At 58.8% G+C, this 26,134-nt stretch carries 18 protein-coding genes and 1 pseudogene; 10 read left to right on the top strand and 9 right to left on the bottom strand.

Annotated features, from left to right (window positions below):
* Positions 1-13 precede the first annotated feature (13 nt).
* The 4 genes from zwf to tkt form a co-directional block, all read right to left on the bottom strand.
* Entirely contained in the window at positions 14-1,546 is a 1,533-nt protein-coding gene (gene zwf, locus QEG70_RS15880; protein WP_308721510.1) for a glucose-6-phosphate dehydrogenase, read from the bottom strand.
* A gap of 108 nt (positions 1,547-1,654) precedes the next feature.
* Positions 1,655-2,656, bottom strand: coding sequence for a phosphogluconate dehydrogenase (NAD(+)-dependent, decarboxylating) (gene gnd, locus QEG70_RS15875; protein WP_308721509.1), 1,002 nt, complete (start codon positions 2,654-2,656; stop codon positions 1,655-1,657).
* Positions 2,657-2,769: 113 nt separating this feature from the next.
* The gene (locus QEG70_RS15870) at positions 2,770-5,634 is read right to left on the bottom strand and encodes a bifunctional transaldolase/phosoglucose isomerase (protein ID WP_308721508.1); all 2,865 of its coding nucleotides are present in this window, start codon (positions 5,632-5,634) and stop codon (positions 2,770-2,772) included.
* Positions 5,635-5,720: 86 nt separating this feature from the next.
* On the bottom strand, positions 5,721-7,841 hold the full coding sequence (gene tkt, locus QEG70_RS15865) for a transketolase (protein WP_308721507.1): 2,121 nt from the start codon (positions 7,839-7,841) through the stop codon (positions 5,721-5,723).
* A gap of 1,018 nt (positions 7,842-8,859) precedes the next feature.
* Here tkt and QEG70_RS15860 point away from each other — a divergent pair.
* Complete coding sequence (locus tag QEG70_RS15860) at positions 8,860-10,341, top strand: sugar porter family MFS transporter (protein WP_308721506.1); 1,482 nt, start codon at positions 8,860-8,862, stop codon at positions 10,339-10,341.
* Positions 10,342-10,422: 81 nt separating this feature from the next.
* Here QEG70_RS15860 and QEG70_RS15855 read toward each other — a convergent pair whose 3' ends face one another.
* Positions 10,423-11,319, bottom strand: a complete 897-nt coding sequence (locus QEG70_RS15855) for a fructose bisphosphate aldolase (protein ID WP_308721505.1) — start codon at positions 11,317-11,319, stop codon at positions 10,423-10,425.
* Positions 11,320-11,610: 291 nt separating this feature from the next.
* Between QEG70_RS15855 and QEG70_RS15850 the strand changes: the two genes are divergently transcribed.
* Positions 11,611-12,588, top strand: coding sequence for an alpha/beta hydrolase (locus QEG70_RS15850; RefSeq protein ID WP_308721504.1), 978 nt, complete (start codon positions 11,611-11,613; stop codon positions 12,586-12,588).
* A gap of 116 nt (positions 12,589-12,704) precedes the next feature.
* Here the strand turns inward: QEG70_RS15850 and QEG70_RS17000 are convergent, their stop codons facing one another.
* On the bottom strand, positions 12,705-13,142 hold the full coding sequence (locus tag QEG70_RS17000; RefSeq protein ID WP_374762622.1) for a transposase: 438 nt from the start codon (positions 13,140-13,142) through the stop codon (positions 12,705-12,707).
* A 439-nt stretch (positions 13,143-13,581) separates the two neighbouring features.
* Between QEG70_RS17000 and QEG70_RS15845 the strand changes: the two genes are divergently transcribed.
* From QEG70_RS15845 to tnpC, 6 genes and pseudogenes are all read left to right on the top strand, one after another.
* On the top strand, positions 13,582-16,773 hold the full coding sequence (locus QEG70_RS15845; RefSeq protein ID WP_308721503.1) for an efflux RND transporter permease subunit: 3,192 nt from the start codon (positions 13,582-13,584) through the stop codon (positions 16,771-16,773).
* Positions 16,773-17,960, top strand: a complete 1,188-nt coding sequence (locus QEG70_RS15840; RefSeq protein WP_308721502.1) for an efflux RND transporter periplasmic adaptor subunit — start codon at positions 16,773-16,775, stop codon at positions 17,958-17,960. The genes QEG70_RS15845 and QEG70_RS15840 overlap by 1 nt, the downstream gene beginning before the upstream one ends.
* Positions 17,957-19,543 carry an efflux transporter outer membrane subunit gene (locus QEG70_RS15835; RefSeq protein WP_308721501.1) on the top strand — a complete coding sequence of 529 codons (1,587 nt, stop codon included), beginning with the start codon at positions 17,957-17,959 and terminating at the stop codon, positions 19,541-19,543. The genes QEG70_RS15840 and QEG70_RS15835 overlap by 4 nt, the downstream gene beginning before the upstream one ends.
* A 193-nt stretch (positions 19,544-19,736) precedes the next feature.
* Complete coding sequence (tnpA, locus tag QEG70_RS15830) at positions 19,737-20,141, top strand: IS66-like element accessory protein TnpA (protein WP_308721500.1); 405 nt, start codon at positions 19,737-19,739, stop codon at positions 20,139-20,141.
* On the top strand, positions 20,138-20,473 hold the full coding sequence (tnpB, locus tag QEG70_RS15825) for an IS66 family insertion sequence element accessory protein TnpB (RefSeq protein WP_308721499.1): 336 nt from the start codon (positions 20,138-20,140) through the stop codon (positions 20,471-20,473). Before tnpA ends, tnpB begins: the two co-directional genes overlap by 4 nt.
* Before the next feature lie 68 nt (positions 20,474-20,541).
* Positions 20,542-21,878: pseudogene (tnpC, locus tag QEG70_RS15820) on the top strand (IS66 family transposase).
* On the opposite strand, the gene QEG70_RS15815 reads toward tnpC, so the two are convergent.
* Positions 21,875-22,306, bottom strand: a complete 432-nt coding sequence (locus tag QEG70_RS15815; protein ID WP_308721498.1) for a DMT family transporter — start codon at positions 22,304-22,306, stop codon at positions 21,875-21,877. The pseudogene tnpC and the gene QEG70_RS15815 overlap by 4 nt on opposite strands.
* Positions 22,307-22,530: 224 nt before the next feature.
* On the opposite strand from QEG70_RS15815, the gene QEG70_RS15810 reads away from it, so the two are divergent.
* Positions 22,531-23,025 carry an Lrp/AsnC family transcriptional regulator gene (locus QEG70_RS15810; RefSeq protein WP_308721497.1) on the top strand — a complete coding sequence of 165 codons (495 nt, stop codon included), beginning with the start codon at positions 22,531-22,533 and terminating at the stop codon, positions 23,023-23,025.
* Positions 23,026-23,178: 153 nt separating this feature from the next.
* On the opposite strand, the gene QEG70_RS15805 is transcribed toward QEG70_RS15810, so the two are convergent.
* Positions 23,179-24,195, bottom strand: coding sequence for a 1-aminocyclopropane-1-carboxylate deaminase (locus QEG70_RS15805; protein WP_308721496.1), 1,017 nt, complete (start codon positions 24,193-24,195; stop codon positions 23,179-23,181).
* 189 nt (positions 24,196-24,384) lie between these two features.
* On the opposite strand from QEG70_RS15805, the gene QEG70_RS15800 reads away from it, so the two are divergent.
* Positions 24,385-24,849: an Lrp/AsnC family transcriptional regulator gene (locus QEG70_RS15800; RefSeq protein WP_308721495.1), complete on the top strand. Its 465-nt coding sequence runs from the start codon at positions 24,385-24,387 to the stop codon at positions 24,847-24,849.
* Between the two features lie 238 nt (positions 24,850-25,087).
* Here QEG70_RS15800 and QEG70_RS15795 read toward each other — a convergent pair.
* Positions 25,088-25,851, bottom strand: a protein-coding gene (locus QEG70_RS15795) for an IS5 family transposase (protein WP_308721494.1) whose coding sequence is annotated in 2 segments (ribosomal slippage) — positions 25,088-25,518 and positions 25,518-25,851 — 765 coding nt in all. Because the reading frame shifts where the segments join, the coding sequence is not laid out codon by codon here.
* Between the last annotated feature and the right edge of the window lie 283 nt (positions 25,852-26,134).

Here is a 26,134-nt window from a genome sequence, read left to right as displayed (position 1 = left end):
GCGTCAGGTTCCGTCAGGACCCAATTTTCAGCCAATGCCGGTGGTCGCGGACCAGCAGGTCATCGGCGGCCTTTGGCCCCTCGCTGCCAGCAGCGTAGAAATCCAGTCCCGCGGGGGCGTGCATCCAGTCCAGAACGGGCTGGACCACGCGCCATCCGGCCTCGATATTGTCCGCGCGCTGGAACAGGGTCGCATCCCCTATCATACAGTCATACAGCAGCGTCTCGTAGCCGGTGCTTGGCCCTTCGTGGAACCATTCGGAATAGTCGAACTTCATACGCACCCCACCCAGATGCACCATGGGACCGGGGATCTTGGCGGAAAACTGCAGCGTCACCCCTTCGGTCGGCTGGATATGCAGCAACATGATATTGGGGGTCAGCTTGTCCACTGGCGTGTCGCGAAACAGGGCGTAGGGCGCTGACTTGAAATGCACCGCAATTTCCGTCTTGCGCGCGGCCAGGCGCTTGCCGGTGCGCACATAGAACGGCACCCCCGCCCAGCGCCAGTTATCGATCATGAGCTTCATCGCCACATAGGTTTCGGTATGGGAATGCGGGTCCACGCAGGGTTCATCACGATAGCCCGCGACGGGTTGCCCCTTGATGGTGCCCGCCGCGTACTGGCCGCGCACCACGTCATGATGCTGCACGGTATGGATGGCCTTGAGCACCTTGGTCTTTTCATCACGCACCGCATCGGCATCAAATGAAATGGGTGCTTCCATCGCCGTCATGGCCAGCAACTGCATGACATGGTTGGGCACCATGTCGCGCACGGCGCCCGTGCTTTCATAAAACCGGGCGCGCTGCTCTACGCCCACCGTCTCGGCAGCCGTGATCTGTACATGGTCGATATTGTCGCGATTCCACAAAGGTTCGAAAAAACCGTTAGAGAAGCGCAGGGCAAGGATGTTCTGCACCGTTTCCTTGCCCAGATAATGATCAATCCGGTAAATCTGGCTTTCATCAAGTGTGCGTAGCAGCCGCCCGTTCAGCGCAATGGCGGAAGCAAGATCGCTGCCGAAGGGCTTTTCGATAATGACCCGGCGGAAGGTCTTCCCGCTTTCCTTCGCAAGGCCCGATACGCCGAGCTGGTCCACGATCGTGCCAAAGAAGCGAGCCGCCACCGCAAGATAGAAAATACAGTTCTGGTTGCCGGTCTTCCGGGCAAGGGCATCGTAGGTCGCGGGCTCTTCGAACGAACCGCGCACATAGTCGATGCTGGAGGACAGGCGCTTCCACACATCATCATGCAGGCTGACGGCTTCCGTGCCGCGGCTGGTTACGAAATTTTCCAGCGAGGCATGAAAGCTCTGCCGCAGGTCGGCTGCCGAGACATCGGCCCGGTCCACCACAATGATGGAGAAGTGGCTATCCAGCAGCCCCGCGCTGGCCAGGTTGTAGAGTGCCGGGACAAGAAGGCGGTGCGTCAGGTCCCCGCCCCCGCCAAATATGACAAATACGCCCGGTGGCCCGCGACGTGGCACGTTTTCATGCTGCGTGTCGTCAATCTGCGAGGATGCGGATGCGACAATGCTCTCCATCTTGCTTCTCCCTGAACTTTTTTAGCGTTAAAACCCGACCAGGCCGCCCGTGGTCGTTATGGCGCCACCGTGGTCTGGCCTGCCGGGTGGGTTATCAGGCGCGCACCATCAGTTGTTCGTGCCTTCGATATGGCCACCAAAGCCGAAACGCATGGCCGACAGCATCTTCTCGGCAAAGTTGTTGCCCGTGCGCGAACGGAAACGCGTGAACAGGGCTTCCGTCATCACCGGAACGGGCACGGCTTCTTCAATTGCGGCCTCGATGGTCCAGCGGCCTTCGCCGGAATCCGCTACGTCGCCCTTGTAATTGGACAGGTCCGGATTGCCCGCCAGCGCGCGCGCCGAAAGGTCGAGAAGCCAGGACGAAACCACGCTGCCACGCCGCCATACTTCGGCAATATCGGCCATGTTCAGCTCGAAGCGCTGGTTTTCAGGCAGATCTGTGGAATTCTTGGACTTCATGACATGGAAGCCCTCGGCAAAGGCCTGCATGATGCCGTATTCAATGCCGTTATGGACCATTTTAACAAAATGGCCCGAACCCGCAGGCCCGCAATGCAGGTAGCCCTGTTCGGCGCGCGGGTCGAAACCGGGTTTGTCACGGTTCGGCGTGCGGGGGATATCGCCAAGCCCGGGTGCAAGGGCCGACAGGATGGGGTCGATATGATTGGTGGCGTCCTTCGTGCCGCCGTACATCATGCAGTAGCCACGTTCCAGCCCCCACACGCCGCCCGAGGTGCCGACATCAACGTAGTGAATGCCCTTTTGCGTCAGTTCAGCAGCCCGGCGGATATCGTCCTTGTAGAAGGAGTTGCCGCCGTCGATCAGGATATCACCCTTGCCCAGCAGGCCGCCCAGTTCCTTGACGGCCGCTTCGGTGACCTCACCTGCGGGCAGCATGAGCCAGATGATCCGCCGCTCGGCGGTCAGCTTCGTCACCATGTCCTTCAACCCGGATGACGCGATGGTCTTTCCGCCCTCGGCCCGTTCCGCCACCTTGGACATTACGGCGGCCGTGCGGTCATAAAGCACCACATCGTGCCCGTGACGTGTCAGGCGGATGGCGATGTTGCCGCCCATCTTGCCCAGACCCACTATACCAATCTGCATGATTTTTACCGCTCCCATGGCAGGGACGTGCCCTGCGCTTCAGCCCAGATTCGGACTGGTGAAAAAGAGGCCCCGCCATTTACCGGTCATGGCGGGGCTGTTCCGCTACGCGATCAGACGGCGGCCCTGATGGCCTGCGCCAGTTTTTCGAGGCCAGCTTTCAGGTCGCCGTGGATATGCACGCGCAGGGCGCGACGGCCGCGTTCGCCCAGTACTTCCAGGTCCCCACGGGCCTGGGCTTCCTTAACGATGCTGAAGGTATATTTCTCACCCGGCACCGGCAGGTTGACATCGTCATCACACGTGATCTGCACGAACACGCCCGTGTTGGGGCCGCCCTTGTAGGCCTGCCCGGTGGAATGCTGGAAACGCGGCCCGAATTCGGCAGCCGTGGCCAGTTTCAACCCATCACGCACCGACAGCCTTACCTGCTGCAACCATTCACGCGTGGCGGTATCACGGTCGATATAGGCCAGCAGGGCAACATAATCGCCCGCCCTGCCCCGGGCGAAATGGGCCTTCAGGATCGCTTCCGCCGTGTCGCCCTTCAGGGCGGCTGCATTTTTGGGGTCGGCGTAGAAGGCGAACGCGCCATCCTTGGCAAACGGCTCGTAGGGCGGCAGCCTGCCGGTTTCGTTATAGGCGGTCGTGATCTTTTTGGTCTCGATCTTCGAGGCCTCGACATCGGGCTGGTTAAAGGCGTTGATGCCGATGATCGAACCGGCGACGGCGGTGGCGAATTCCCAGCGGAAGAATTCTTGGGCAATCTGGTAGCGGTCATGCAGTTCGATGGTGACGACCGGCTCACCCGCCGCGATCAGTGTCTTGAACGCCGCATCCTGTTTCTCACACGGTTTTTCGCCCAGGCGCAGGTAGATGAACACGCGGTCCTTGCCATAGACGGATGCAGGTCCGGCGGTTTCACCATCAATGGGGATCAGGCCACGGCCGTCCTTGCCCGTTGATTCCGCCAGCAGCTGTTCCAGCCAGGCACCCATGTCGTATATGGCAGGCGATGCCAGCAGCGTGACCTTGTCCCGGCCGAACGAGCGGGCTGCCACGCCGAGCACGCTGCCCAGTACCACGCCGGGATTCTGCGCGGGCGGGACAGAAGCCGCACAGGATTTTTCCCCCCGTAGGGCGGAGTCCAGCAGCCGCTTCAGCGGCAGGCCCGCGATGGCTGCGGGCACCATGCCGAAATCGGACAGCACGGAATAGCGGCCACCGATCTGCCTGTTGCCGTAAAAGATTTTCCAGAAGCCGTCCTTCTTCGCCACGTCTTCCATGTGCGAACCGGGATCGGTCACGGTGATGAAGTGCGACCCGGCCTTGTCGCCCAGTACCTTTTTCGCCTGATCGAAGAAATAGGCCTTGAGGATATTGGGCTCCAGCGTGCCGCCGGATTTGGACGAGACGATGAACAGGGTCCTGCTGATGTCGATCCTATCCTGAAAATCCCGGATCTGCTGCGGGTCGGTGCTGTCGAGCACATACAGGTGCGGGAAACCTTCATGTCTGCCGAACGTCACCGACAGGGCTTCCGGACCAAGGCTTGATCCCCCCATGCCCAGCAGCAGCGCGTCACGGAAGCCGCGCGCCTTCACTTCGGCCTGGAATTCCTCGAACTTCGCCAGATCCAGCAACTGGTCATCGACAATGCTGAGCCATTTCAGCCAGCCTGCCTCGTCATGACCTGTCCAAAGCGTGGCGTCCTTCGACCACAGGCGGCGGACGTTACCCTGCGTGCGCCATGTTTCCAGTTCAGCCTTGACCGCCGTATCAAGATCGGCAGGCAGGTTGAGCGTGGTCGTGGTCAGCTTATGGTCCAGAAACGCCGCCTGCTTGGCGGCAATCGCGCCAAGCAGGGCGTCGAAGGCCTCCTCGAAGCCACGCACCCCTTCATCCACAAGCGTCCGGGTCACGCCATCCAGATCAAGGCCAAGGCGCCGGGCTTCGCCGATCACCGCATGCGCACCCGCCACATCCTGTGTCAGGGTCGGGGCGACCCTGCCATGATCGCGGAAATCATCAAAGGTGGCAGGCGGGATGGTGTTGACGGTTTCCGGGCCGATCAGGCCGTCCACATACAGCACGTCGCTGAACGTTTTGTCCTTCGTGCTGGTGCTGGCCCACAGCAGACGCTGGGGCATGGCGCCCGCCTGCGCCAGTTTCTGCCAGCGCGGACTTTTCACTACGGTCTGCCAGTATTCATAGGCCAGCTTGGCGTTGGCGATGGCCACCTTGCCGCGCAGGGCCTTGAGGGCAGTGGCGTCCCTGTCACCTGCCGCAATGCGATCATCGATCTCCTTATCGATTTTGACGTCAATGCGGCTGACGAAGAAGGAAGCAACGCTTGCGATCCCCGCAACACTTTCGCCACGGCTCAGGCGGTCCTCCAGCCCGGCGATATGGGCTTCCACCACCTTCTTGTAGGCATTGAGCGAGAACAGCAGCGTGACGTTGACATTGATCCCTGCGGCGATGGCAGCCCGGACTGCGGGCGCACCTTCATCCGTGCCGGGTATCTTGATCATGAGGTTGGGTGCCCCCACCGCAAGCCACAACCGCCGTGCTTCGGCAAGCGTGGCATCGGTATCACGCGCCAGATAGGGCGAGACCTCAAGGCTGACATAACCATCCACCTTCCCGGTCTGTTCATAGACCGGGTGCAGCACCTTTGCCGCCGCACGGATGTCCTGGATCGCCAGTGTTTCATATAGCGTCCCGGCATCCACGATCTGATGTTCGAGGATCTGGCGGATCTGCGGATCGTAATCGGTGCCGTGGCCCATGGCTTTCTGGAAAATGGACGGGTTGGAGGTGACCCCTTTCAGCCCGTCTTCTTCCACCAGCCTTTTCAGCTTGCCGCTTTCGGTATAGGAGCGCTGGATGAAGTCCAGCCACGGGGACTGACCAAAGCGGGCCATCTGCTTCAGCGGATTGGCAGCGTCACTGGTGCCGGCGTCATACGCGGTCATGGTGTGGTTCCTTCATGTGTTGCTGACAGCCATCCGGCGCATGGCGCGTGGTGGCTGTCCTGTCGCAATTATGGTTGGGCAGGCGGTCAGCGCCGGGCGGCAAGCTGTTTGCGGGCTTCGGTCAGGACGGCGTCCACCGTGAAGCCGAATTTGACCTCGAGTTCACCCGCCGGGGCAGACGCGCCGAAGCCATGCATGACGATGGTCGCCCCCTGCAGGCCGACATAGCGTTCCCACCCTAGGCGGGCAGCCTGTTCCACCGCCACGCGAGCAGTCACATCGGGCGGCAGCACGCTGTCGCGGTAGGACCGGGGCTGGGCCTCGAACAGATCCCATGACGGCATGGAGACGATGCGGACCTTGACCCCTGCGGCCTTGAGCTGTTCGAAAGCCTTCACGATCAGCCCGACCTCGCTACCCGTTGCCATAAGGATGACATCAGGCGTGCCGGGGCTGCTGTCAGCCAGCACATAGGCCCCCTTGGCCAGACCGGTGGCCGGGGCATAGGTCTTGCGGCAGAGTGTGGGCAGGTTCTGGCGGGTCAGCACCAGAACGGTGGGCCGGTCGCGCAGCGGGACAAGGGTGCGCCAGGCCTCGGCCACCTCATTGGCGTCCGCCGGGCGGATCAGGGTGACACCCGGCGTGGCGCGAAGCTGCGCCAGTTGTTCGACCGGCTGATGGGTCGGACCATCTTCCCCCACCCCGATGGAATCATGGGTGAAAATATACAGCACCGGCAGCTTCATGAGTGCGGCAAGGCGGATGGGCGGCTTCATGTAATCGGAAAAGATGAAGAAGCCGGAGCAGTAGGGCCGCAGATAGGACAGCGCCAGCCCGTTGCAGATCGACCCCATGGCATGTTCCCGCACGCCAAAGTGCAGGTTGCGCCCGCCATAGGTTCCACCCCATTGCGGGGGCTGGAAATCACCGGCCCCATCGAATGTCAGGTGCGTCTTGGTGGAGGGCGACAGATCGGCTGACCCGCCAATCATCCACGGGTAGCTGACGGCGACCTGATTGAGCACGGTTGCGGAGCTGGCGCGGGAGGCAAGACCCTTCGCATCCGCAGGGAAATCGCTGATCTGGCGGTCCCAGCCTTCGGGCAGCTTTCCGGCCAAGATCAGGTCAAGTTCAGCCGCAAGGTCGGGGTGCGCCGTGCGGTAACGGGCCAGCAGATCATACCATGCCTTGCTGGCGGTGGCTCCGCGCGTGGCGATGCCGTGCTGAAAGTGTTCGGGCACGCCTTGGGGAACATAGAAGCTTTTATCTTCCGGCCAGCCATAGAATTTCTTGGTTTCGCGTATTTCTTCCACCCCCAGGGGCGCGCCATGCGCCGCAGCCGTGCCTGCCTTGTGCGGCGAGCCCCAACCGATGATGGAATGCACGATGATCAGCGTCGGCCGGGATGTTTCCGCCTTGGCTTCAGCCAGCAGGCGGCGGAAATCAGCCGTATCGTTCGCATCCTTGAGTTCCAGCACATGCCAGCCATAAGCCTCGAAGCGTTTATGCACGCTTTCGGTAAAGGCGATGCGGGTATTGCCCTCGATGGAAATATGGTTGCTGTCATAGATCCATGTCAGGTTCCCCAGCTTCAGGTGGCCCGCGATGGATGCGGCCTCGCTGGACACGCCTTCCATGTTGTCGCCATCACCGCAGAATGTGTAGGTGTGATAGCTGAACAGGTCGAAGCCGGGTCTGTTGAAATGCGCGGCCAGCCATTTCTGGGCGATGGCCATGCCGACGGAATTGCCACACCCCTGCCCCAGCGGGCCGGTCGTGGTCTCGACGCCTGCGGTATGGCCGTATTCCGGGTGACCCGGCGTGCGGGAATTGAGCTGGCGGAACTGCTCGATATCCGCCAGGGTCAGCGAAGGCTGGTTGGCCAGAACGCGCCCGTCTTTCACATCACGGATACCGGCAAGGTAGATCAGCGAATACAGCAACATGGAGGCATGGCCGATCGACAGCACGAAGCGGTCGCGGTTGGGCCACAGGGGATTGGCGGGATCGTAGTTCAGAACCTCGCGCCACAACGCATAGGCTGGCGGGGCCAGCGCCATGGGCGTGCCCGGGTGGCCGGAATTGGCTTTCTGCACCGCATCCATAGCCAGTGTACGGATTGTATTGATGCACAGGGTATCAATATCCACCCGTGCAGTGCCGGCACCATCGGGTGCCCATACGGGACAGGGAAATAATGAACGCATGAAAACCGTCCTCCATTGTCACGGCCAGCCCTGTGATTTCCGGGCGTTACATGAAACTGCATGAAGGGACGGCTTTCATCCTGTCATGCCCGCATGTCACGTACGTCACATATCTGTGCCGAGATCCATTACCCTGCTGCCATCCGTGACAGTACAGGGACTGATGCGCTGACATCTTTCCAATATAACCCGAGGGCTGGATGTAATTGATTCAGTCCTGCGGTTCATTCACATGGAACAGGCCGTCATGTCCGGCGCGGCAGTTCCTGCATTGAAGTCCCAATTCTGCCCTAAGGCCAGCCTCGCTCATTCACGAGTTCTTGATACGCATTTATTCTTTCTACGCATAGGCATACATTTTTTATATGCTGCTATGGGAATGTGACAAGATATTTCATATCCTGAAAATTTGCCGTTAACCGCCGTTTTTTACAGAATTCAGGGGACTGAAACGCATGGGCGCATGGACCGTGCCAGACACCCCGAAACTGGCTTGGATATTGCTCTGGCACACAAAAATATGTGCAGGGTCGCATATTGAAGAAATAACAGAGAGCCTGAATCGAATGTTTTTTAAGTTTATGGATATAACATATGTAGAAACACAATATGTTCACGGAGTCGATTCAATCCGTCGCGCAGTTCTTATGACAGGATCGATTCTGTTACTTATATCTGCAATACGGTTTGCACATATAACGTTCAAGATATCTTTCCATGAAGCATTTTTCCGTCCAGAACATTGAAAGTGACGGATATTGGGCCTGACGAATGGCCCTTTGTCGCCGTTATCAGGATTTTCTTCGATTTATATAAAAATTCTAGATATCCGGGTCACAGAAAAATGTTGGCGACCGGGTTCATATCTGTTGTTCAGCAGGGGGCAATCCATGCATTGATGCATGCATGTCAGCGTCTGTAATGACCCGACCGTTCATGCTGGTCGGGCCGGACCTTTCCCATTCATCATGTAGCGGAACAGCCGCATCCCAATAAATAACAAGAAAAGGTGTCACGCATGCCCGAAGACGATCTGGTTTCCCGCGCCATGACACATGCCGGTCCACAGGGGCAGGCCACCTCTCCTGCCACGCCAACGACGGGACATGCCATTGTGGTGGGGGTTCTGGCAGCCCTTGCCGGTCTCATGTTCGGGCTGGATACCGGGGTGATTGCGGGCGCGCTGCGCTTTATTGGCACGGATTTTGATGCATCGCCACGCATGCAGGAATGGATTGTCTCCTCCATGATGGCGGCGGCGGCTGTGGGCTCGCTGATCGCCGGGACAATCTCGTTCCGCTTTGGGCGCAGGCGTGCATTGCTGGGATCGTCCATTCTTTTTCTGCTCGGCTCCCTGGTCAGCGCGTTGGCCCCATCCGTCGCCGTTCTCATCATCGGCCGGATTTTCCTGGGATTCGCGGTGGGGATCGCGGCCTTTACGGCGCCGCTCTACATATCCGAAGTCTCGGCGGTAGCGCAGCGCGGGTCGATGATCGCGTGTTACCAGTTGATGATGACGGGCGGCATCTTCCTGTCCTACGTGACCGATGGGGTGCTGGCGAATGGCGCGCACTGGCGGTGGATGCTGGGACTCATGACAGTGCCCGCGACCGTCTTCCTCATCGGCTGCCTGTTCCTGCCGGACAGCCCGCGCTGGCTCATGATGCGGGGAGAAAAGCTGCGTGCCCGCACGGTGATGCGTTACCTGCGGCCAAGCCCGCAGCAGGCGGACCAGGAAATATCCGATATTGCCACGGAACTGACCCGGGGCCGGTCGGAAGGGTTTTCGTTTTTCCGCAACAACGCCAACTTCCGCCGCTCGGTCGGGTTGGGTATCGTGTTGCAGATCATGCAGCAACTGACCGGCATCAATGTGCTGATGTATTACGCGCCCAAAGTCTTTCAGGCCGCCGATTTTGGCGCATCCGCCGCAGGCTGGGCCACGGCGCTGATCGGCCTGATCAACCTTGTTGCCACATGCGTCGCGATCGTGACGGTTGACCGCTGGGGTCGCCGGCCGCTGCTGCTGCTCAGCTGCGCCATCATGACAGGCAGCATGCTGCTGGCTGGTGGCCTGGTTGAATATGGTGGCCATGATACCACAGCCCAGATCGCCATGGTCGGTTCGCTGCTGGTGTTCGTGCTGGGGTTTGCCATTGGGGCCGGACCACTGGTCTGGACACTGTGCGCCGAAATCCAGCCCTTGCGCGGGCGTGACTTTGGCATTGTCTGCTCTACCTTTACCAACTGGGCAACCAACTGGGCGGTCAGCAATACATTCCTCAGCGTGCTCGACACATTGGGGGAAGCCCATACCTTCTGGCTGTTTGCTGGCATGAATGCCCTGTTTATCGCCATCACGCTGTTTTACGTGCCGGAAACAAAAGGGGTTTCGCTGGAAAATATTGAATCGCACCTGCTTGCCGGCTGGCCCTTGCGCGACCTTGGCGCGCGTTCCATGCCGCAGGACGCAAAAGCATCCACACGTCCATCTACCTGAAACGGGATGGCAGGAGAACCAAAAACGGCTTCCGGTTCATTCCGGAAGCCGTTTTCTGTCTGAGATAAAAAAGGACGGGTATCAGACCTTCTGCGTCGAAGCCTTGAAGATCTGGTCGATGGATTTTGCAAGGGCTGCATCAAAATCCGCATCTGTCATGGTGTAGCGCAGGTCTTCAAGCAGCGCGCGCGAGAAGCTGGCGATCATGCCGTGGTTGGCCGCCAGTCGCTGGCAGGCTTCATCACGCGGGTACCCACCGGACAGCGCCACCACGCGCTGCACGCGCGGGTGCTTGATCAGGTCAAGATACAGATCAGCCTTTTCAGGGATCGAGACCTTGATCATCACCTGATAGTCACCCGGCAGCGCATCCAGCCCACGGTGCAGTTCATCATGCAGCAGGGCTTCCGCACCTGCTTTGTCCGGACTTTTGATCAAGACCTCAGGCTCCATGATGGGCACAAGACCGCGCGCTGCAATCTGTTCGGCCAGGGTGAACTGCTGCTTTACGATGGCAGCGACGCCCTCGCGTTCGGCCAGGCGGATGACCGAGCGCGCCTTCGTGCCGTAAATGCCCTTGCTGACCGCCTGATCCAGCATGACTTCAAGGGTGGGAATGGGCTTCATCATCTGCACGCCACCTGCTTCAGCCTCCAGCCCCTTGTCCACCTTAAGGAACGGGACAACCCCCTTTTCCTGCCACAGATAGGTGGGGACCGGCGTATCGTTGACCAGTCCGTTCATGGTCTGCTCGAACAGGATGGCAGCAAGGATCTTCCTGCCCGTAAAGGCCGGGGCGGTAATGACCCGGACCCGCATTTCATGCATCAGGGCAAACATCTGGGCATCGGTGCTGTAGGCGCTATCGGGTATGCCGTAATGCCGCAGCGCGCCCGGCGTGGACCCTCCACTCTGGTCAAGGGCCGCGATGAAGCCCGCATTTTCCGACATGTTCTTACGCATCTGATCAATAGGCATTTTATTTGTCCTATGCTTGGTATTTACATGTGATTGTGACGATGGGTGCTTAGCATATATGATTTCAGACACCTTAATTGATTAATGAGATAAAATATAGGTGAATAAAAATAAATACAAAAAACGCATACAAGCATATTGTAGCATGAAACAATGCGCCTGCATGCACTACCCCCGGATTCATAAGCCTGAATACCCTGAATAACACTTTTTGTTCAATCAGTTGGACGTGATGATGCTGCTGATCCGATGCCTTCTATCGTAAGGAAAAGATAATGCGGAGAACCTGTCATGCCTCACAATCCCGTCGCACCGGAATTTCGAGCGACCCTGAAAGTCCTGCCCTCCTTTGATGGTCTTGCAGATGAGACCCTGGACGAGACCCGCAGGGCATTCATTTCAGCCATCCGCAGCGTCAAGGTTACCGAATATCCTGACGTCAGGGTTGAGGAAGGCCACGTGCCCGGGCCGGTGGGCGCACCGGCCGTTCCGGTTGTAACCTACAGACCCATGGCCCCTCACCCGAATGCCCCTGCTCTGGTCTATATCCATAGTGGCGGGATCGTAAGCGGCACACCGGAAGTCGATGATGCACGCTGCCGGCAGATGGCCAGCGAACTGGGGCTGGTCATTTTCTCGGTTGATTACCGTCTGGCGCCAGAAGCCCCCTACCCTGCGGCAATCGAGGATTGTTATGCCGCCCTGAAATGGGCACATGATCATGCGACCGACCTTGGAATTGACCGGAACCGCCTGATTATTGGCGGAGATAGCGCGGGCGGCGGCCTGACAGCCTGCCTTGCCCTGCTGGCACGCGATCGGGCGGAAATCAAAGTCCTTTTCCAACTGCTGATTTATCCCATGCTCGATGACCGGACCGGAACAACACTCATGCCATCGCCTGCCTTGGGCGAATATATCTGGACGCGTTCCGCCAATCATTACGCATGGAACGCCTATCTTGGTAAAACGCCCGGAAGCGCAGGCATTTCAGAATATGCCGCGGCCTTTCGTGCAACGGACCTGACAGGCCTGCCGCCTGCCTATATCGGCGTAGGGTCCCTGGACCTGTTTTTGGACGAGGATCTGGAATATGCCCGGCGCCTGATGGCCGCTGGCGTGCCGACGGAGATCTGTGTCGTTCCCGGTGCCTATCACGTCTTTGACGTGTTCATTCCCGACGCCCCCATGAGCAGACAATTCAGAGACTCTTATTTTACCGCCCTGAAACGCGCCATTTCCCCAGATTTTTTTCAAAATCCGGTCTGACGCGCTTTTATGGTGACGGGAGTTTATTTTACTGAACACCAACCCGTGCTTCCACACTCCCCCGGCAGTATTGCCGGGGGTTTGAAGCGTGACCCGCATGGAGCTTCTAGGGCCTTTTAGGCCTTGATATAGTCTGCTGTAGCCGCGATGAGGATGACGGAGAAAAAGGACGCAGCTGTCTTTTCGTATCGGGTCGCGACAGCCCGCCACTCCTTGAGCCTTACCCACAGGTTTTCGACCAGATGCCGATGTCTGTAAGCCCATCCGGGACAGGCGACTTCTGGATCATTCCTCCTTGGAGGGATGACAGGACGAGATCTGCGGCTCCAAAGATCTTCACGAAATTCATGTGAGGCATACCCACGATCGCAGACGACATGGATTGGTGGATGTGGCAGGGCGTAGGCGCACGGCAGTTCGTGCGCTTGTCCAGGTGACAGCGTGAAGGACAGTGCCCTGCCATGACTGCCCGCGGCTACGCAGACCCTGGTGCCAAAGCCCCCACGTGAGCGGCCAGGAGCCTCACGATCCTTTCGGCGTTCTCTGTGCCGCATTTTTTTCAAGCGGCGTTTTCATGACAGCATGCTCTTTCGCATCAATACAATAAAAGTTTCATAATAAAATTAATTTCATTGAAATATAAATATCAGTTCATTAAATACTTAAAATAAAAAATATACTGATTTGTAATGAAAATTATTTTAAATCTTATCTGTTCATACTTTGTAAAAAAACGCTGTATCTGTCGTTCAGGCACAGCCCGCAGATTCATGCGGGTCCGTCCATCACCCATCCTGCTGGAGTGTCCCTGTCATGCCCCCTGTGCTGCCTGAATATTCCTGACCTGCGCCTGCCCGCAGGAGCAATCCGGCCTGCATGAAGCCATCATGCGCCGTTTTCGGGCACATATGGCAGTCAGGAATGCCATCAACGCAATAAAACCGCATGCTTACACTTATGCGGTTCTTCGTGATACAGGGAATTATACATCCCATGAATGCCATCGTAGTCACTGCACTACGTCGGCCCTATACCTTTGTGGTGCTTTCGATCCTGATCGTGGTCTTTGGCATCATGTCGGTATGGCGTACGCCGACGGATGTGTTCCCCAATATCCGCATTCCGGTCGTGTCCGTCGTCTGGACCTATGGCGGCATGTTGCCTGAGGAATTCGCGGGCCGGATCATCTATAATTACGAATTGATGGTGACCTCGACTGTCGAGGGCATTGAGCATATGGAAAGCAGTTCGTATTACGGGCGCGGCATCGTCAACATATACTTCCAGCCCGGCACCGATATTGGCAAGGCCGAGGCCGAAGTCACCGCCATTTCCCAGACGGTGATCAAGCAGCTGCCCGAGAACATCCCCTCGCCCATGGTCATGAGCCTTGATGCCTCATCCGTGCCGGTGCTCACGCTTCAGGTCACATCAGATAAACAGACTCCGTCCGACCTGTTCAAGCTGGCCATGATCCGCGTGCGGCCGCTGCTCGTGACCGTACCGGGTGCGGTAGTGCCACAGGCCTATGGCGGCATGGACAGTTTTGTCATGGTGGCGCTGAACCAGCAGCAGCTTCAGGCGCATCACCTCTCGGCCATGGATGTGCAGAACGCCCTGCGCGGGCAGAATATCGTGCTGCCCGCGGGCGACCAGAAAATCGCGGCCACCGACTGGATGGTGCAGACCAACGCCACTCCGCGCTCCATGAAGGAACTGGGCGATATTCCGGTCAAGCGCGTGGGCAATGCCGTGATCTATGTGCACGACGTGGCCGAGGTCTATCGTGGCGGCCACCCGCAGACCAACCTTGTGCTGGTCAAGGGCAAGCAGGGGGTCGAGATCGTGGTCATGAAAAGTGGCGACGCCTCGACGCTCGATGTGGTGGCAGGCGCCAAGGCGCTCCTGCCACGCATCCAGAAACTGCTACCGCCCGATGTCAAAGTGAGCATTCTGGGCGATGCCTCGGTGTTCGTGAAGGATTCCATTTTTGATGTGGTGCGCGAGATGCTCACCGCAGCCTTCCTGACCGGCATGGTGGTGCTGCTGTTCCTGGGCTCATGGCGGCCCACGGTCATCATCGCCACCTCCATTCCGCTGGCCATATTGTGCGCCATCATCGGGCTGCACTGGGCGGGGCAGACCATCAATGTCATGACGCTGGGCGGGCTTGCACTGGCGGTCGGCATTCTGGTCGATGACGCCACGGTGATGATCGAGAACATCGACGCGCATCTTGAAATGGGCAAGACGCTGGAACCCGCCATCATTGATGCGGCCAACCAGATCGTCATCCCCACCTTTGTCGCCACCACGTGCATCTGCATCGTCTGGCTGCCGCTGTTCGGCCTGAGCGGGGTCGCGGGCTGGCTGTTCATGCCCATGGCGGAGGCCATCATCTTCGCCATGATCGCGTCGTTCATCCTCTCGCGCACGCTGGTGCCCACCATGGCCAAATACCTGCTGGCCGGCCACAGCGTGGCGGGGCATGGGGATTCCCACCACTGCCAGCCGCAGGTACATAACCTGCAATACCCCAAACGCCTGCCCGAGCGCTTCCAGCAGGCTTTCGAGCGCGGGTTCAACACCTTTCGTGAACGCTACGGCACCCTGCTCGAGCGCGCCATCGCGCGGCGGGGGCGGTTCGTGGCCATATTCCTTGGCGTATCGGTTGGCTCGCTGGGGCTGTACCTGATCGCGGGGCGCGACTTCTTTCCTGAAACAAAGTCCGGCACGCTGCAGATGCACATGCGTGCCCCCCTTGGCACCCGCATCGAGGTGGCGGGCCGCGAGGCCTCGCTGGTGGAGGACCGGGTCAACGCGCTGTTCCCCGGCAAGGTGGAAAGCATGATCGAAAACTGCGGCCTGCCCGAAGGCGCGCATAACCAGGCCTTCATCCCCACGCCCACCATCGGCACGCAGGACTGCGACATCACCATAGCGCTCAAGGATGAGGAAACCCCGGTGTGGGATGACCGCGCCATCCTGCGCCGTGACCTTTCGGTGCGTTTTCCCGGCACGGTGTTCACCTTCCAGCCTGCCGACCTCACGGCCAAGATCCTGAACTTTGGCTCCCCTGCCCCCATCGACGTGCAGATTTCCGGCCCCGACCTGCGCGATAATTACGACTACGCCCGCCTGCTCGTAAACCGCCTGCGCGGGGTGCCGGGTGCTGCTGATGTCGTGATCCAGCAGACCATGAAGACACCGACCCTGTTCGTGCAGGGCAACCGCACCTTCGGCCAGGCCACCGGCATGACTGAAGCGGACCTTGCCAATAACGAACTCATGACCCTTTCAGGCAGCCAGACGGTGGACCCGCAATACTGGCTCGACCCGGCCACAGGCATCACCTTCCCGCTCAATGTCTATGTCTCGCAGGACCAGCTAACGCATTTCAACAACCTCATGACCATTCCGGTCGACAAGGGCGATGGCGACCCGCAGGGGCGGCACATGCAGTTGCTCGGCGGCATCAGCGATGTCAGCGCCACCGGCACGCCGGGGCAGGTCTCGCACTTCAATTCCATGCCTGAGGTCGACATCTATGTCTCCGCCGAGGGGGCGGATCTGGGGCAGGTCACCACCGGCGTGCAGCATGTGCTGGACCAGACGCGCGACAAGGTGCCTTCCACCGCCGCCGTGGTGGTGCGCGGCCAGACCGAGACCATGCGCCATGCCTATATCGAGCTTGTGTTCGGGCTGGTGGTGTCGGTGCTGCTGATCTACCTGCTCATCGTGGTCAACTTCCAGTCCTGGCTGGACCCGTTCATCATCATCTCAGCCCTGCCCGCGGCCCTTGCAGGCATCGCCTGGGCGCTGTTCCTGACCCATACGCGCCTGTCTGTCCCGGCATTGACGGGGGCAATCATGTGCATGGGCACGGCCACTGCCAATTCCATCCTTGTGGTGTCCTTCGCGCGGGAGCGGATCGAGGAGCATGGCGACGCGCTGCGCGCAGCACTCGAGGCGGGCTATGGCCGCATCCGCCCCGTGCTGATGACGGCACTCGCCATGGTGATCGGCATGGTGCCCATGGCCACGAGCAATTCGCAGAACGCGCCGCTGGGCCGCGCCGTGATTGGCGGGCTGCTGGTGGCCACCGTGTCCACGCTTCTGTTCGTGCCCTGTGTTTACGCAATCCTGCATAACCGCGCCCCCCGCAACCGCGAGGAACTGAACTGATGTCCACCCGGGAATCCCGTAAGATGCTGATGCTGGCCGGCGCCACGATCCTTGTGGGCTGGTGCGGTTACCTGCTGGCCGGGCGCATCCACCATGCCACCATCCTGCGCCATGATGCGGAACAGGCCGCCGTGCCCGATGTCATGGTCATAGCGCCACGCAGGGAGGCCCGCCATGTCAGCCTCGACCTGCCCGGCACGATCGAGGCATGGTACCAGGCCCCCATCTACCCGCAGGCCTCGGGCTACGTGCATATGTGGTACAAGGACTATGGCGCCCGCGTGGCGGCGGGCGACGTCCTGGCCGAGATCAATACCCCCGGCCTTGATGCCCAGTTTGCGCAGGCGCAGGCCGACCTTCAGTCCGCGCAGGCCAAATACGACCTTGCGGTGGTCACAGCCCAGCGCTGGCGGCTGATGGGCAAATCACAGGCGGTATCGGGCCAGTCGGTCTCGGTGCAGGACGCCAACGAGAAATCGGCCTCGGCTGACCTTGAGGCCGCGCGCCACAACCTTGACCGCTACGCCGCCCTTGAGCGCTTCAAGGTCATTGTCGCCCCGTTTGATGGCGTGGTGACGGAGCGTGACATCAATGTAGGCGACTACGTGCATGAAGGCGGCGGCAACCTGAACGCCACGGGGGCGGCCAGCGAACTGTTCAGCGTGGCCGATACGCACCAGATGCGGCTGTTTGTGTCGATACCGGAGAACATGTCCTACATCCTCCAGCCCGGCCTGCATGCAAGCGTGCGGGTGCCGCAGTTCCCCGATCGCACGTTCGAGGCAAAGTTCCTGACCGTCTCGGGCGGCTATGACCCCGATACCCGCACCAGCGTGAGTGAATTCGTGATCGACAACACCGACCACGCCCTGTGGCCCGGCACCTTTGCCGCCGTGACCCTGAGCGCACCCGAGCAGGCCGCCCACCAGAGCATTCCCACCGGCGCGCTGGTGTTTCAGGAGCACGGCATGCAGGTGGCGGTTGTGGATGGGCAGGGCCGCGCGCATTTCCATGACATAACGGTAGGCCGCATGGGTGATGGGGCAACGCAGGTCCTCTCGGGCATAAACCCCGATGACCGGATCATCGACAACCCGCCTGCCGACCTGCTGGAAGGCGAGCGCGTGCATGTGGTCCAGCCCGCTGCCGGATACAGCAACGACACCGATGAAAAGGACGATGAATGATGGCCCCTACCATTCACCGCGCCACGTTCATGGGCGCTGCCTGCGCCATATCGCTGCTGTCACTGGCCGGGTGCGACCTTGCGCCCGCCTATCATGCGCCGCATTACGTCATTCCCGCCACATGGCAGGGCCAGGCCCCGTTTGGCGTAGCCCACCCGATGGATGACGCCATTCCCGCGCAGTGGTGGCAGAGTTTTGCCGACCCGGAACTGGATACGCTGGAAGAGGCGGCCATGGCCCATAACGGCGACCTGCAGGCCGCCAGCGAGCGCTTTTTGCAGGCGCGCGCCATTGTAAGCGAGGCCCGGGCCGACCTGCTGCCGCATTTTGGCGTGGCCTTTGGCGGCAGCAACAACAAAAGCTCGGCCGAGCGGCTGTTCCGCTACAAGGGGCCGATTACGGATTCCGATGAGTTCTATGGCGGCATGGCCTCGTGGGAGCCGGATTTCTGGTCCTCCATCCGCAACCGCGTGCGCCTGCAGAAGGATTATGCCCAGGAACAGGCCGCGCAATACGCCGCAGCACGACTAAGCCTGCAGGCCGAACTGGCCAGTGATTACTTTACCCTGCGCGGGCTGGATGCGCAGGCGGCGATCTATACCCAGTCGATCCGCTATTATGAGGAATCCCTGCGCGTGACCCAGACCCGGCTGATGGATCAGGCGGCCTCCCGGCTGGATGTGGCGCGCGCACAGAACCAGCTTTACACCACGCAGGCCCGCCTGCTCGACATTCAGGCCCAGCGCGAGGTGATGGAGCATGCGGTTGCGGTTCTGGTCAATGTCGCCCCCTCATCCTTCCATATTGCGCCCGATGCCCGCCTCAATACCACCCGCTTCGCACTGTCCGCCCCCCTGCCATCGGACCTGTTGCAGCGCAGGCCCGACATTGCCATGAGCGAGCGCCAGATGGCGCAGGCTAACCGGGCCATCGGCATTGCGCGCGCGGCGTTCTACCCGCATGTATCCTTCCAGATGAACGGGGGGTTTGATGATAACGGCTTCAACCTCGCCAACCTGGCCAACAGCATGTGGTCATATGGCGCCACCGTGACCATGCCGGTGTTTGAGGGCGGGCTGCGGCGCGCGCAGTTGCAGCAGAGCTGGTCCGCCTACCGCGAAACGCGCGACCATTACCGCGTGACCATCCTCAACGCCTTTCGCGATGTGGAGGATGGCCTGTCGCGCACAAACCGGCTTGATGGTGAAAACGGCCGCCTGCGTGCCGCGGTGGGGGCTGCCAGCCAGACGCAGGACATCACCATGAACCTGTATAAAGGCGGCCTTGCCACCTATCTCGATGTGCTGATCGCGCAGGTCAGCACGCTTGATGCCCGCATCCAGCAGGCCGAGATCCAGACCCGTTACCTGCAGGCGCAGGTCGGCCTGATCCGGGCCTGCGGCGGAGGATGGAACGCCGCCAGCCTGCCCGCGCCCGACACGCTGTTCTCGGTCGACCCGCTACAGTATTCCGGCCTGCATAACGCACGCTCCACAGGCGACGTGCCACCGCCCCACAGCCACGGCCCCGACCCGGATGACAACCTGACCGGGCCAGTCCTCTCGCCGCATACTAGCCCATGAGAACAAGGCATGCACGGGATCGACTGCATCGTCAAAAAGCCCTTAATTAAAGGGAATGCCAAACTTGCCGCAATTTTCTCCGGTTCAGGTTCTCCTTAGGTTCTGTCGACAAAAGATGGTAGCCACAGCTTGATGGTACGCATCCGGTAGAAGCCGCCTTGTAGACTGATTGGACCGGATATCTCTTCTATGCATGGACGATTTTATCGAGAATGAACACGAGACGGTCGCAGCGACTGCCCGGAGAAACCATGCAGCAATCGAGATTGTGGGGGAACGCCGCCGGGCCTATACGCCCGCTTTTCGCTTCCGGGTTGTAAAAGCCTCTTTTGAAAGCGGCTTTCCCGTTCGTGAAGTGGCACGCCAGCATGGGATCCATGTCAGTCTTCTCTATCGCTGGCGGCAGGACTGCCGTCGGCGCAGCAGACGGCCTGAAGAGGGACCCCTTGTGCCTGTCAGACTGGCAGAACCGGTTGCGCAGGAAGGTCAGGCGCCAGGCCAGATGGAAATTACATTCCACGATGGCAGCATCCTGCGTTTTGGTCACGATGTTCCACCCGAGAGGGTTGAACGCCTGATTATGCTGCTGCGGCCATGATCCCGGTTCATTCCGGGGTCCAAATCTGGCTGGCAACGGGTACGACCGACATGCCAGGTCTGGCCCTGAAGGTTCAGGAGGCCCTGGGGCACAATCCCCATGCGGGGGACCTGTTTGCCTTCCGGGGGCGGCGCGGAGTTCTGCTGAAAGTGCTTTGGCACGATGGACTGGGCATGTCGCTCTATGCCAAACAGCTGGAGAAAGGCCGCTTCATCTGGCCATCGCCCGCAGAGGGCGTTGTTGCGCTATCACCTGCGCAACTGGGTTACCTGCTTGAAGGCATCGACTGGCGGCATCCGCAACGGACATGGCGGCCTGATGTCGCGGGCTAGCGCAGAATTGAGGGATGGGCAGGTGAATTCCAGTACCCCACCACCAGATAATATGGCTCTCTTGGGGCATGGAGGATGTGCGCGGAAAAATCGGTGATCTGCAGGCCGCTCTCGCGGCATCTGAGGCTGGCCGTCCGGCAGCCGAAGCCATGGTGACCCATCTGAGGCTGATCATCGCGAAGATGCGGCACGACCGTTATGGCGCCTCGTCGGAACGTGGGAAACAGCTGCTTGACCAGCTTGAACTCGAGCTGGAGGACCTGGAAACGGGCATGGCTGAGGATGACCCAACTAATGGCCCCGGCACAGCGATCCCGGTCACTGATCTTGGTCCACAACGCCATGCCGGACGCAGACCCCTTCCGTCAGACCTGCCGCGCGCGCGTTGTCATTCCCGCCCCAACGCAGTGTCCCTGCTGTGGCTTGGCAAGACTGACGAAACTGGGTGAGAGCATCACGGAAACCCTTGAGGTCATTCCGCGCCGGTTCAGGGTTATCCAGACAATACGCGAGAAGTGCAGCTGTCGGGACTGCGAGACCATTACCCAGCTGCCAGCCCCATTCCATCCCCTTGTCCGCGGACGGGCGGGACCGCACCTTCTGGCCTCTGTCCTGGTCGGGAAGTTTGCGGACCAGCAGCCCCTGAACCGGCAGGCGGCAGCCTTTGCCCGTGAAGGAATTGCGTTGGATACGTCCACCCTGGCTGGCTGGGTGGGGGCCTGCACCGCAACACTGGCACCGCTGACGGCACTGATCAAAGATCATGTCCTTGCTGGAAAACGGGTACATGCCGATGATACCACCGTACCGGTTCTGGCCAGCAGTCGTACCGTGATCGGGCGGTTATGGACCTATGTGCGCGATGACCGCCCCTTTGGCGGCCTGGCGCCTCCTGCTGCCTGGTTCGGCTACTCCCGCGATCGCAGGGGCGAGCATCCTGCCACTCACCTTGATGGCTGGAGTGGCATCGTGCAGGCCGATGCCTACGCCAGCTACAATGCCCTGGCAAAGCCGAGACGGCAGCCTGCGCCCGTAACGCTGGCGGGCTGCTGGGCGCATGCCCGACGCGCAGGCCATGGCCTACATCCTCAGACGACCGGATACCTTCACGGCGTTCCTCCATGATGGCCGGATCTGCCTGACCAATAATGCGGCAGAACGGAGCCTGCGTGGCATCGCCGTAGGACGCAAGGCCTAGCTGTTCGCGGGTTCGGACCGCAGCGGCAGGAGAGCAGCTGCCATGTATTCCCTGATCGTCACTGCAAAACTCAATGATGTCGATTCCCACGCCAGGTTGGCTGATGTCATCGGACGGATCAACGATATTCCCGTCTCCCGGCTCCCCAACCTGCGTCCCTGGAACTGGAAAAACACCCGTCACGCCACTCATACACAGGCGGCCTAACGCATGCCTGCGATCCTCGTCGGATACTTACAGTCCATCTCCAGAGGGGAGCAGATCAGTGCTGTTCCCGACAAACCTACCAACAGTGCCAGAAACTGCATACGTGTCGGCGTCTGTCGAAATGCAAGCCAAGATACCAGAATGCCCCAAAAAGGTGTCGTATAGGCCAGCAGGACCGCGTGACTGGTATCAGTCCTGGTCATTGCAATCATACCCAACCCCGTAAAGGTCATCATTTGCAGCATGCCCATAGAGGCCACAATCGGCCAGTCGCCTACAGGTGGACGGGCAAGCAGGCCTTTCCACCAGACGAAAGCAAACAGACATATGGCAGCGCTTCCAAAGCGGATTGCGGCAAGCCATAGGGGCGATACCGTTGCAAGCGCCAGTTTTGTCACGGGCCAGCTCGCGCCCCATAGCAGAACCATAACGCCCAACCAGACAAACGTCGCTACCCCACGGTGGCAGGCTGAGGGGCTATTGATGTCTGGGCTGACTTTGAATTCATGGCGCTATCTCAGGATGGAAATGGTAAAGCGCATTGTATTTATTTCAGCGGAAAAATCCTTTCCAATTTACCCAATGTTTGCTCTTATTGGGTATAAAATACTCGTTTTCATCATTTTCAAGAAAAATATTTCCCATACAATCCGTGAGTTTCGATACCGCGATCCTCAAGATTCTTGAGGCCCTTCAGGACAATGCAAAGATCAGTAATGCCGACCTCGCTGAAAGCGTTGGCCTGTCTCCCTCGCCATGCTGGCGTCGGGTTGCGGACATGAAGGCGCAAGGCGTGTTCAAGAGAACAGTAATGCTTGTCGATCCGCTCAGACTCGGTCTCGCAGTGAATGTTTTTGTCCATGTCTCTCTCCAGCAGCAGGACAAGCAGTCACTGGAGGTATTTATTTCGGCGGTACAGGCTCGGCCGGAAGTGATGGAATGCTATCTCATGACGGGAGAAGCAGATTTTCTTCTTCGCGTCGTCATTGAGGATATTCCTCGCTATCAGGAATTCATGTTGGAGGTTCTTACGCAGATCCCCGGCGTATCAAGCATCAGATCAAGTTTCGCGTTGAATCAGGTTAAATATACAACAGCGCTGCCAGTGAAACATCTGGAACGAAAAAACCAAATAAAATACAAGTAAATTATCCCCTGATAATGTCTTATCAGGGGAAGATCGAGGCAAGTCTGATATATGACGATCAGTACGAGCCTGCAGATAGTCTTCTTGTCTCCAACGAGATGGTAGAAAGCGCGCCATGCGAATATGCACAGGCGCGCTTTGACGCGTTTGTTCTCAGCCGTTGCGGAAGGTGTAGCTGTATCCGTTGATGGCTGGTGTACCGCCAAGATGGGCGTAAAGAACATTTGAGCCCTTGGGGAAGAACCCCTTTTTCACGAGGTCAATCAGACCCTGAATGGATTTGCCCTCGTAAACGGGATCGGTAATCATCGCTTCGGTTCGTGCGGCAATGCGCATGGCCTCGACGGTCTCTTTCGAAGGCACACCGTAGGCAGGGTAAGCGTAATCCTCCATCAGAATGATATCGTCACCCGCAATGGCAGGGCCGTTGACCAGAGCCGAGGTCTTCTGCGCAATGTCGAGCACCTGGGCCTTGACCGGCTTGGGCGTGAAGGAGGCGTCGATGCCGATGACCTGCCGCGCACGACCATCGTCGGCAAAACCGACGACCATGCCTGCATGTGTCGAGCCCGTAACCGTGCAGACGACGATGAAGTCGAACTTCACGCCCATTTCCGCTTCCTGGGCGCGCACTTCTTCGGCAAACCCGACATATCCGAGACCGCCGTATTTATGGACAGACGCGCCGGCCGGAATCGCGTAAGGCTTGCCACCCTTCGCCTTGACCTCTTCCATCGCGTTCAGCCAGCTATCGCGGATACCTACGTCGAATCCCTCATCGACAAGCTGGGAATTCGCGCCCATCAGCCGTGTCATGAGGATGTTGCCGACGCGGTCATAGACGGCGTCATCATGCGGCACCCAGCTTTCCTGGATCACATGACATTTCATGCCGATCTTTGCCGCGACGGCCGCTACCAGCCGGGTATGGTTGGACTGCACGCCACCAATGGACACAAGCGTATCGGCACCTGATGCGAGAGCGTCGGGCACGATATATTCGAGTTTGCGAAGCTTGTTGCCACCCATTGCCAGACCCGAATTACAGTCTTCGCGTTTGGCGTAGATATTCACATCGCCGCCAAGAAAATCCGAAAGGCGCGTAAGGTGCTCAATCGGTGTCGGGCCAAAAGTCAGGGGATAGCGTTCGTAACGGTCGAGGTTGAGCATGGGCGGACTCCGTAATGACGAGGGCGTCATGATGGCTGGACGGTCCTCAGTGATTGCGTCCGCACTATCTCACATTCCTTATGAATGGTGCTTCCTTATTGGTCCAACATAATACAAACTTCTTCCTGTATGATCGATAATTACATAGAAATAGATCATAAAATATCACTCAAATCGGAAGATCCTTTCATGCTGGAAAATGTGGACCGAATCGACATATCCTTGCTGCGCCTGCTCCAAAAGAATGGCCGGATGCCCAATGCGGAACTGGCACAAGAGGCTAATATCAGCGCGGCGACATGTCATCGCCGCGTACAGCGACTCATGGCAGATGGTTACGTGCGCGATGTCCGCGCACAGCTCGAACCGGCGCTGCTCGGTTTTGGTACACTCGCTCTCGTCGGGGTCGTTCTTGACCGCTCGACGCCCGACAGCTTCGGTCTGTTCGAACAGGCCGTACACAATATCAAGACGATTCTGGACTGTTATCTTGTAGCGGGAGATTTTGATTATTTTCTCAAAATCAGGGTAAAGGATATGGCTGATTTCAACAGATTTCACGCCAGCCGCCTTATCGCCCTGCCAGGCGTACGTCAGACACGAACATTCTTTGTCATGAAGGAGGTCGTGGATGGACGGCCTCTAACTCTCTGAAAGCGTACGTGCAGGTCAGCACCTTCCTCGGTTCAGTCTGCTGCGCCGTCACCCACAGGGGGGCGCCCGGCGACCGATGCTGACTGAGACGCACACCATACATACAGACGTTATCAACTCCGATATGCAGGCGTTGATCATCGGATGAAGATCCGTGCCTTAGCGATCTGGCATTTGCGACGTGGCAGGTGAAGTTTTTTCGCTTTATCCTTCTAGTCGTTAGGCTTAGGCTCAGGACTCATTCTTTGAGATAGAAGATAAAGCTTGCTGCGATGTGGATTGCAGACATGACTGTATGAGCGCAGCGGTCGTATCTGGTCGCTACACGTCCCCAGTCTTTCAACTTTGCGAACATGTTTTCGATAAGGTGGCGCTTTTTATACAGGTGCCAGTTGTAAGATGGCTTTGATTTCCGGTTCTTCCTCGGTGGAATGCAGGCGGTAATGTTCCGTTCGACAGGATATCGTCTGATCCGGTTGCTGTAATAACCCCGATCCCCGATGACCTCTTCTGTTTCTTCCGGCAGGTGCGCCAGCAGAACATCTGCCCCTTTGAAGTCACTGATCTGTCCCGTAGTCAGATGAAGACGGACAGGCCGACCCAGACCATCGCACACGGTATGGAGTTTTGAATTCAGGCCGCCTTTCGTGCGTCCGATATGGCGGGGAAAACCCCCTTTTTAAGCAGGGAGGCTGATGTCCGGTGCGCCTTGAGATGTGTCGCATCGATCATCAGACGCTTCGAACGGCCTGCCTGTTCTGTCAGGGCGACAAAGATCCTGTCAAAGACGCCCAGGCGGCTCCACCGGATGAAGCGATTATACAAAGTCTTGTACGGACCATACGCTTTCAGAGCGTCTTTCCACTGAAGACCGTTGCGGATCACATAAACGATCCCACTCAGAACACGACGGTCATCCACACGCGAAACCCCATGAGCCAGAGGGAAAAACGGCCTGATCCGTTCCATCTGGCTCTCAGACAGCAAAAACACGTCACTCACTGCCTAACCTCCATCGGTAAGCCTGTGAATTACAATACCCCACTCAGTTCAATAAATTAATAGGTCCTGAGCCTCAAAACATCTGCCTGAATTCTCATTCAACGCCCCACTAAAAATCGGGGGATTACCGCAGGATCATACCCTGAAACAGGCAACGGAATACCCTCCCCGCTTTCACGCCATTGCAAAATCGGACAAAAATGCGCCCGGCTTACCTTTCCGTCTGTTTCCTATATGTTTCCTACGGTAGATTTCGGGCACAAAAAAAGCCACCCTTATGGGG

This window comes from Komagataeibacter xylinus (assembly GCF_031081985.1).
GTDB classification, from domain to species: domain Bacteria; phylum Pseudomonadota; class Alphaproteobacteria; order Acetobacterales; family Acetobacteraceae; genus Komagataeibacter; species Komagataeibacter xylinus_E.
Note: the sequence above shows the minus strand (reverse complement) of the source record. Positions and strands in the feature narration are given on the sequence as shown.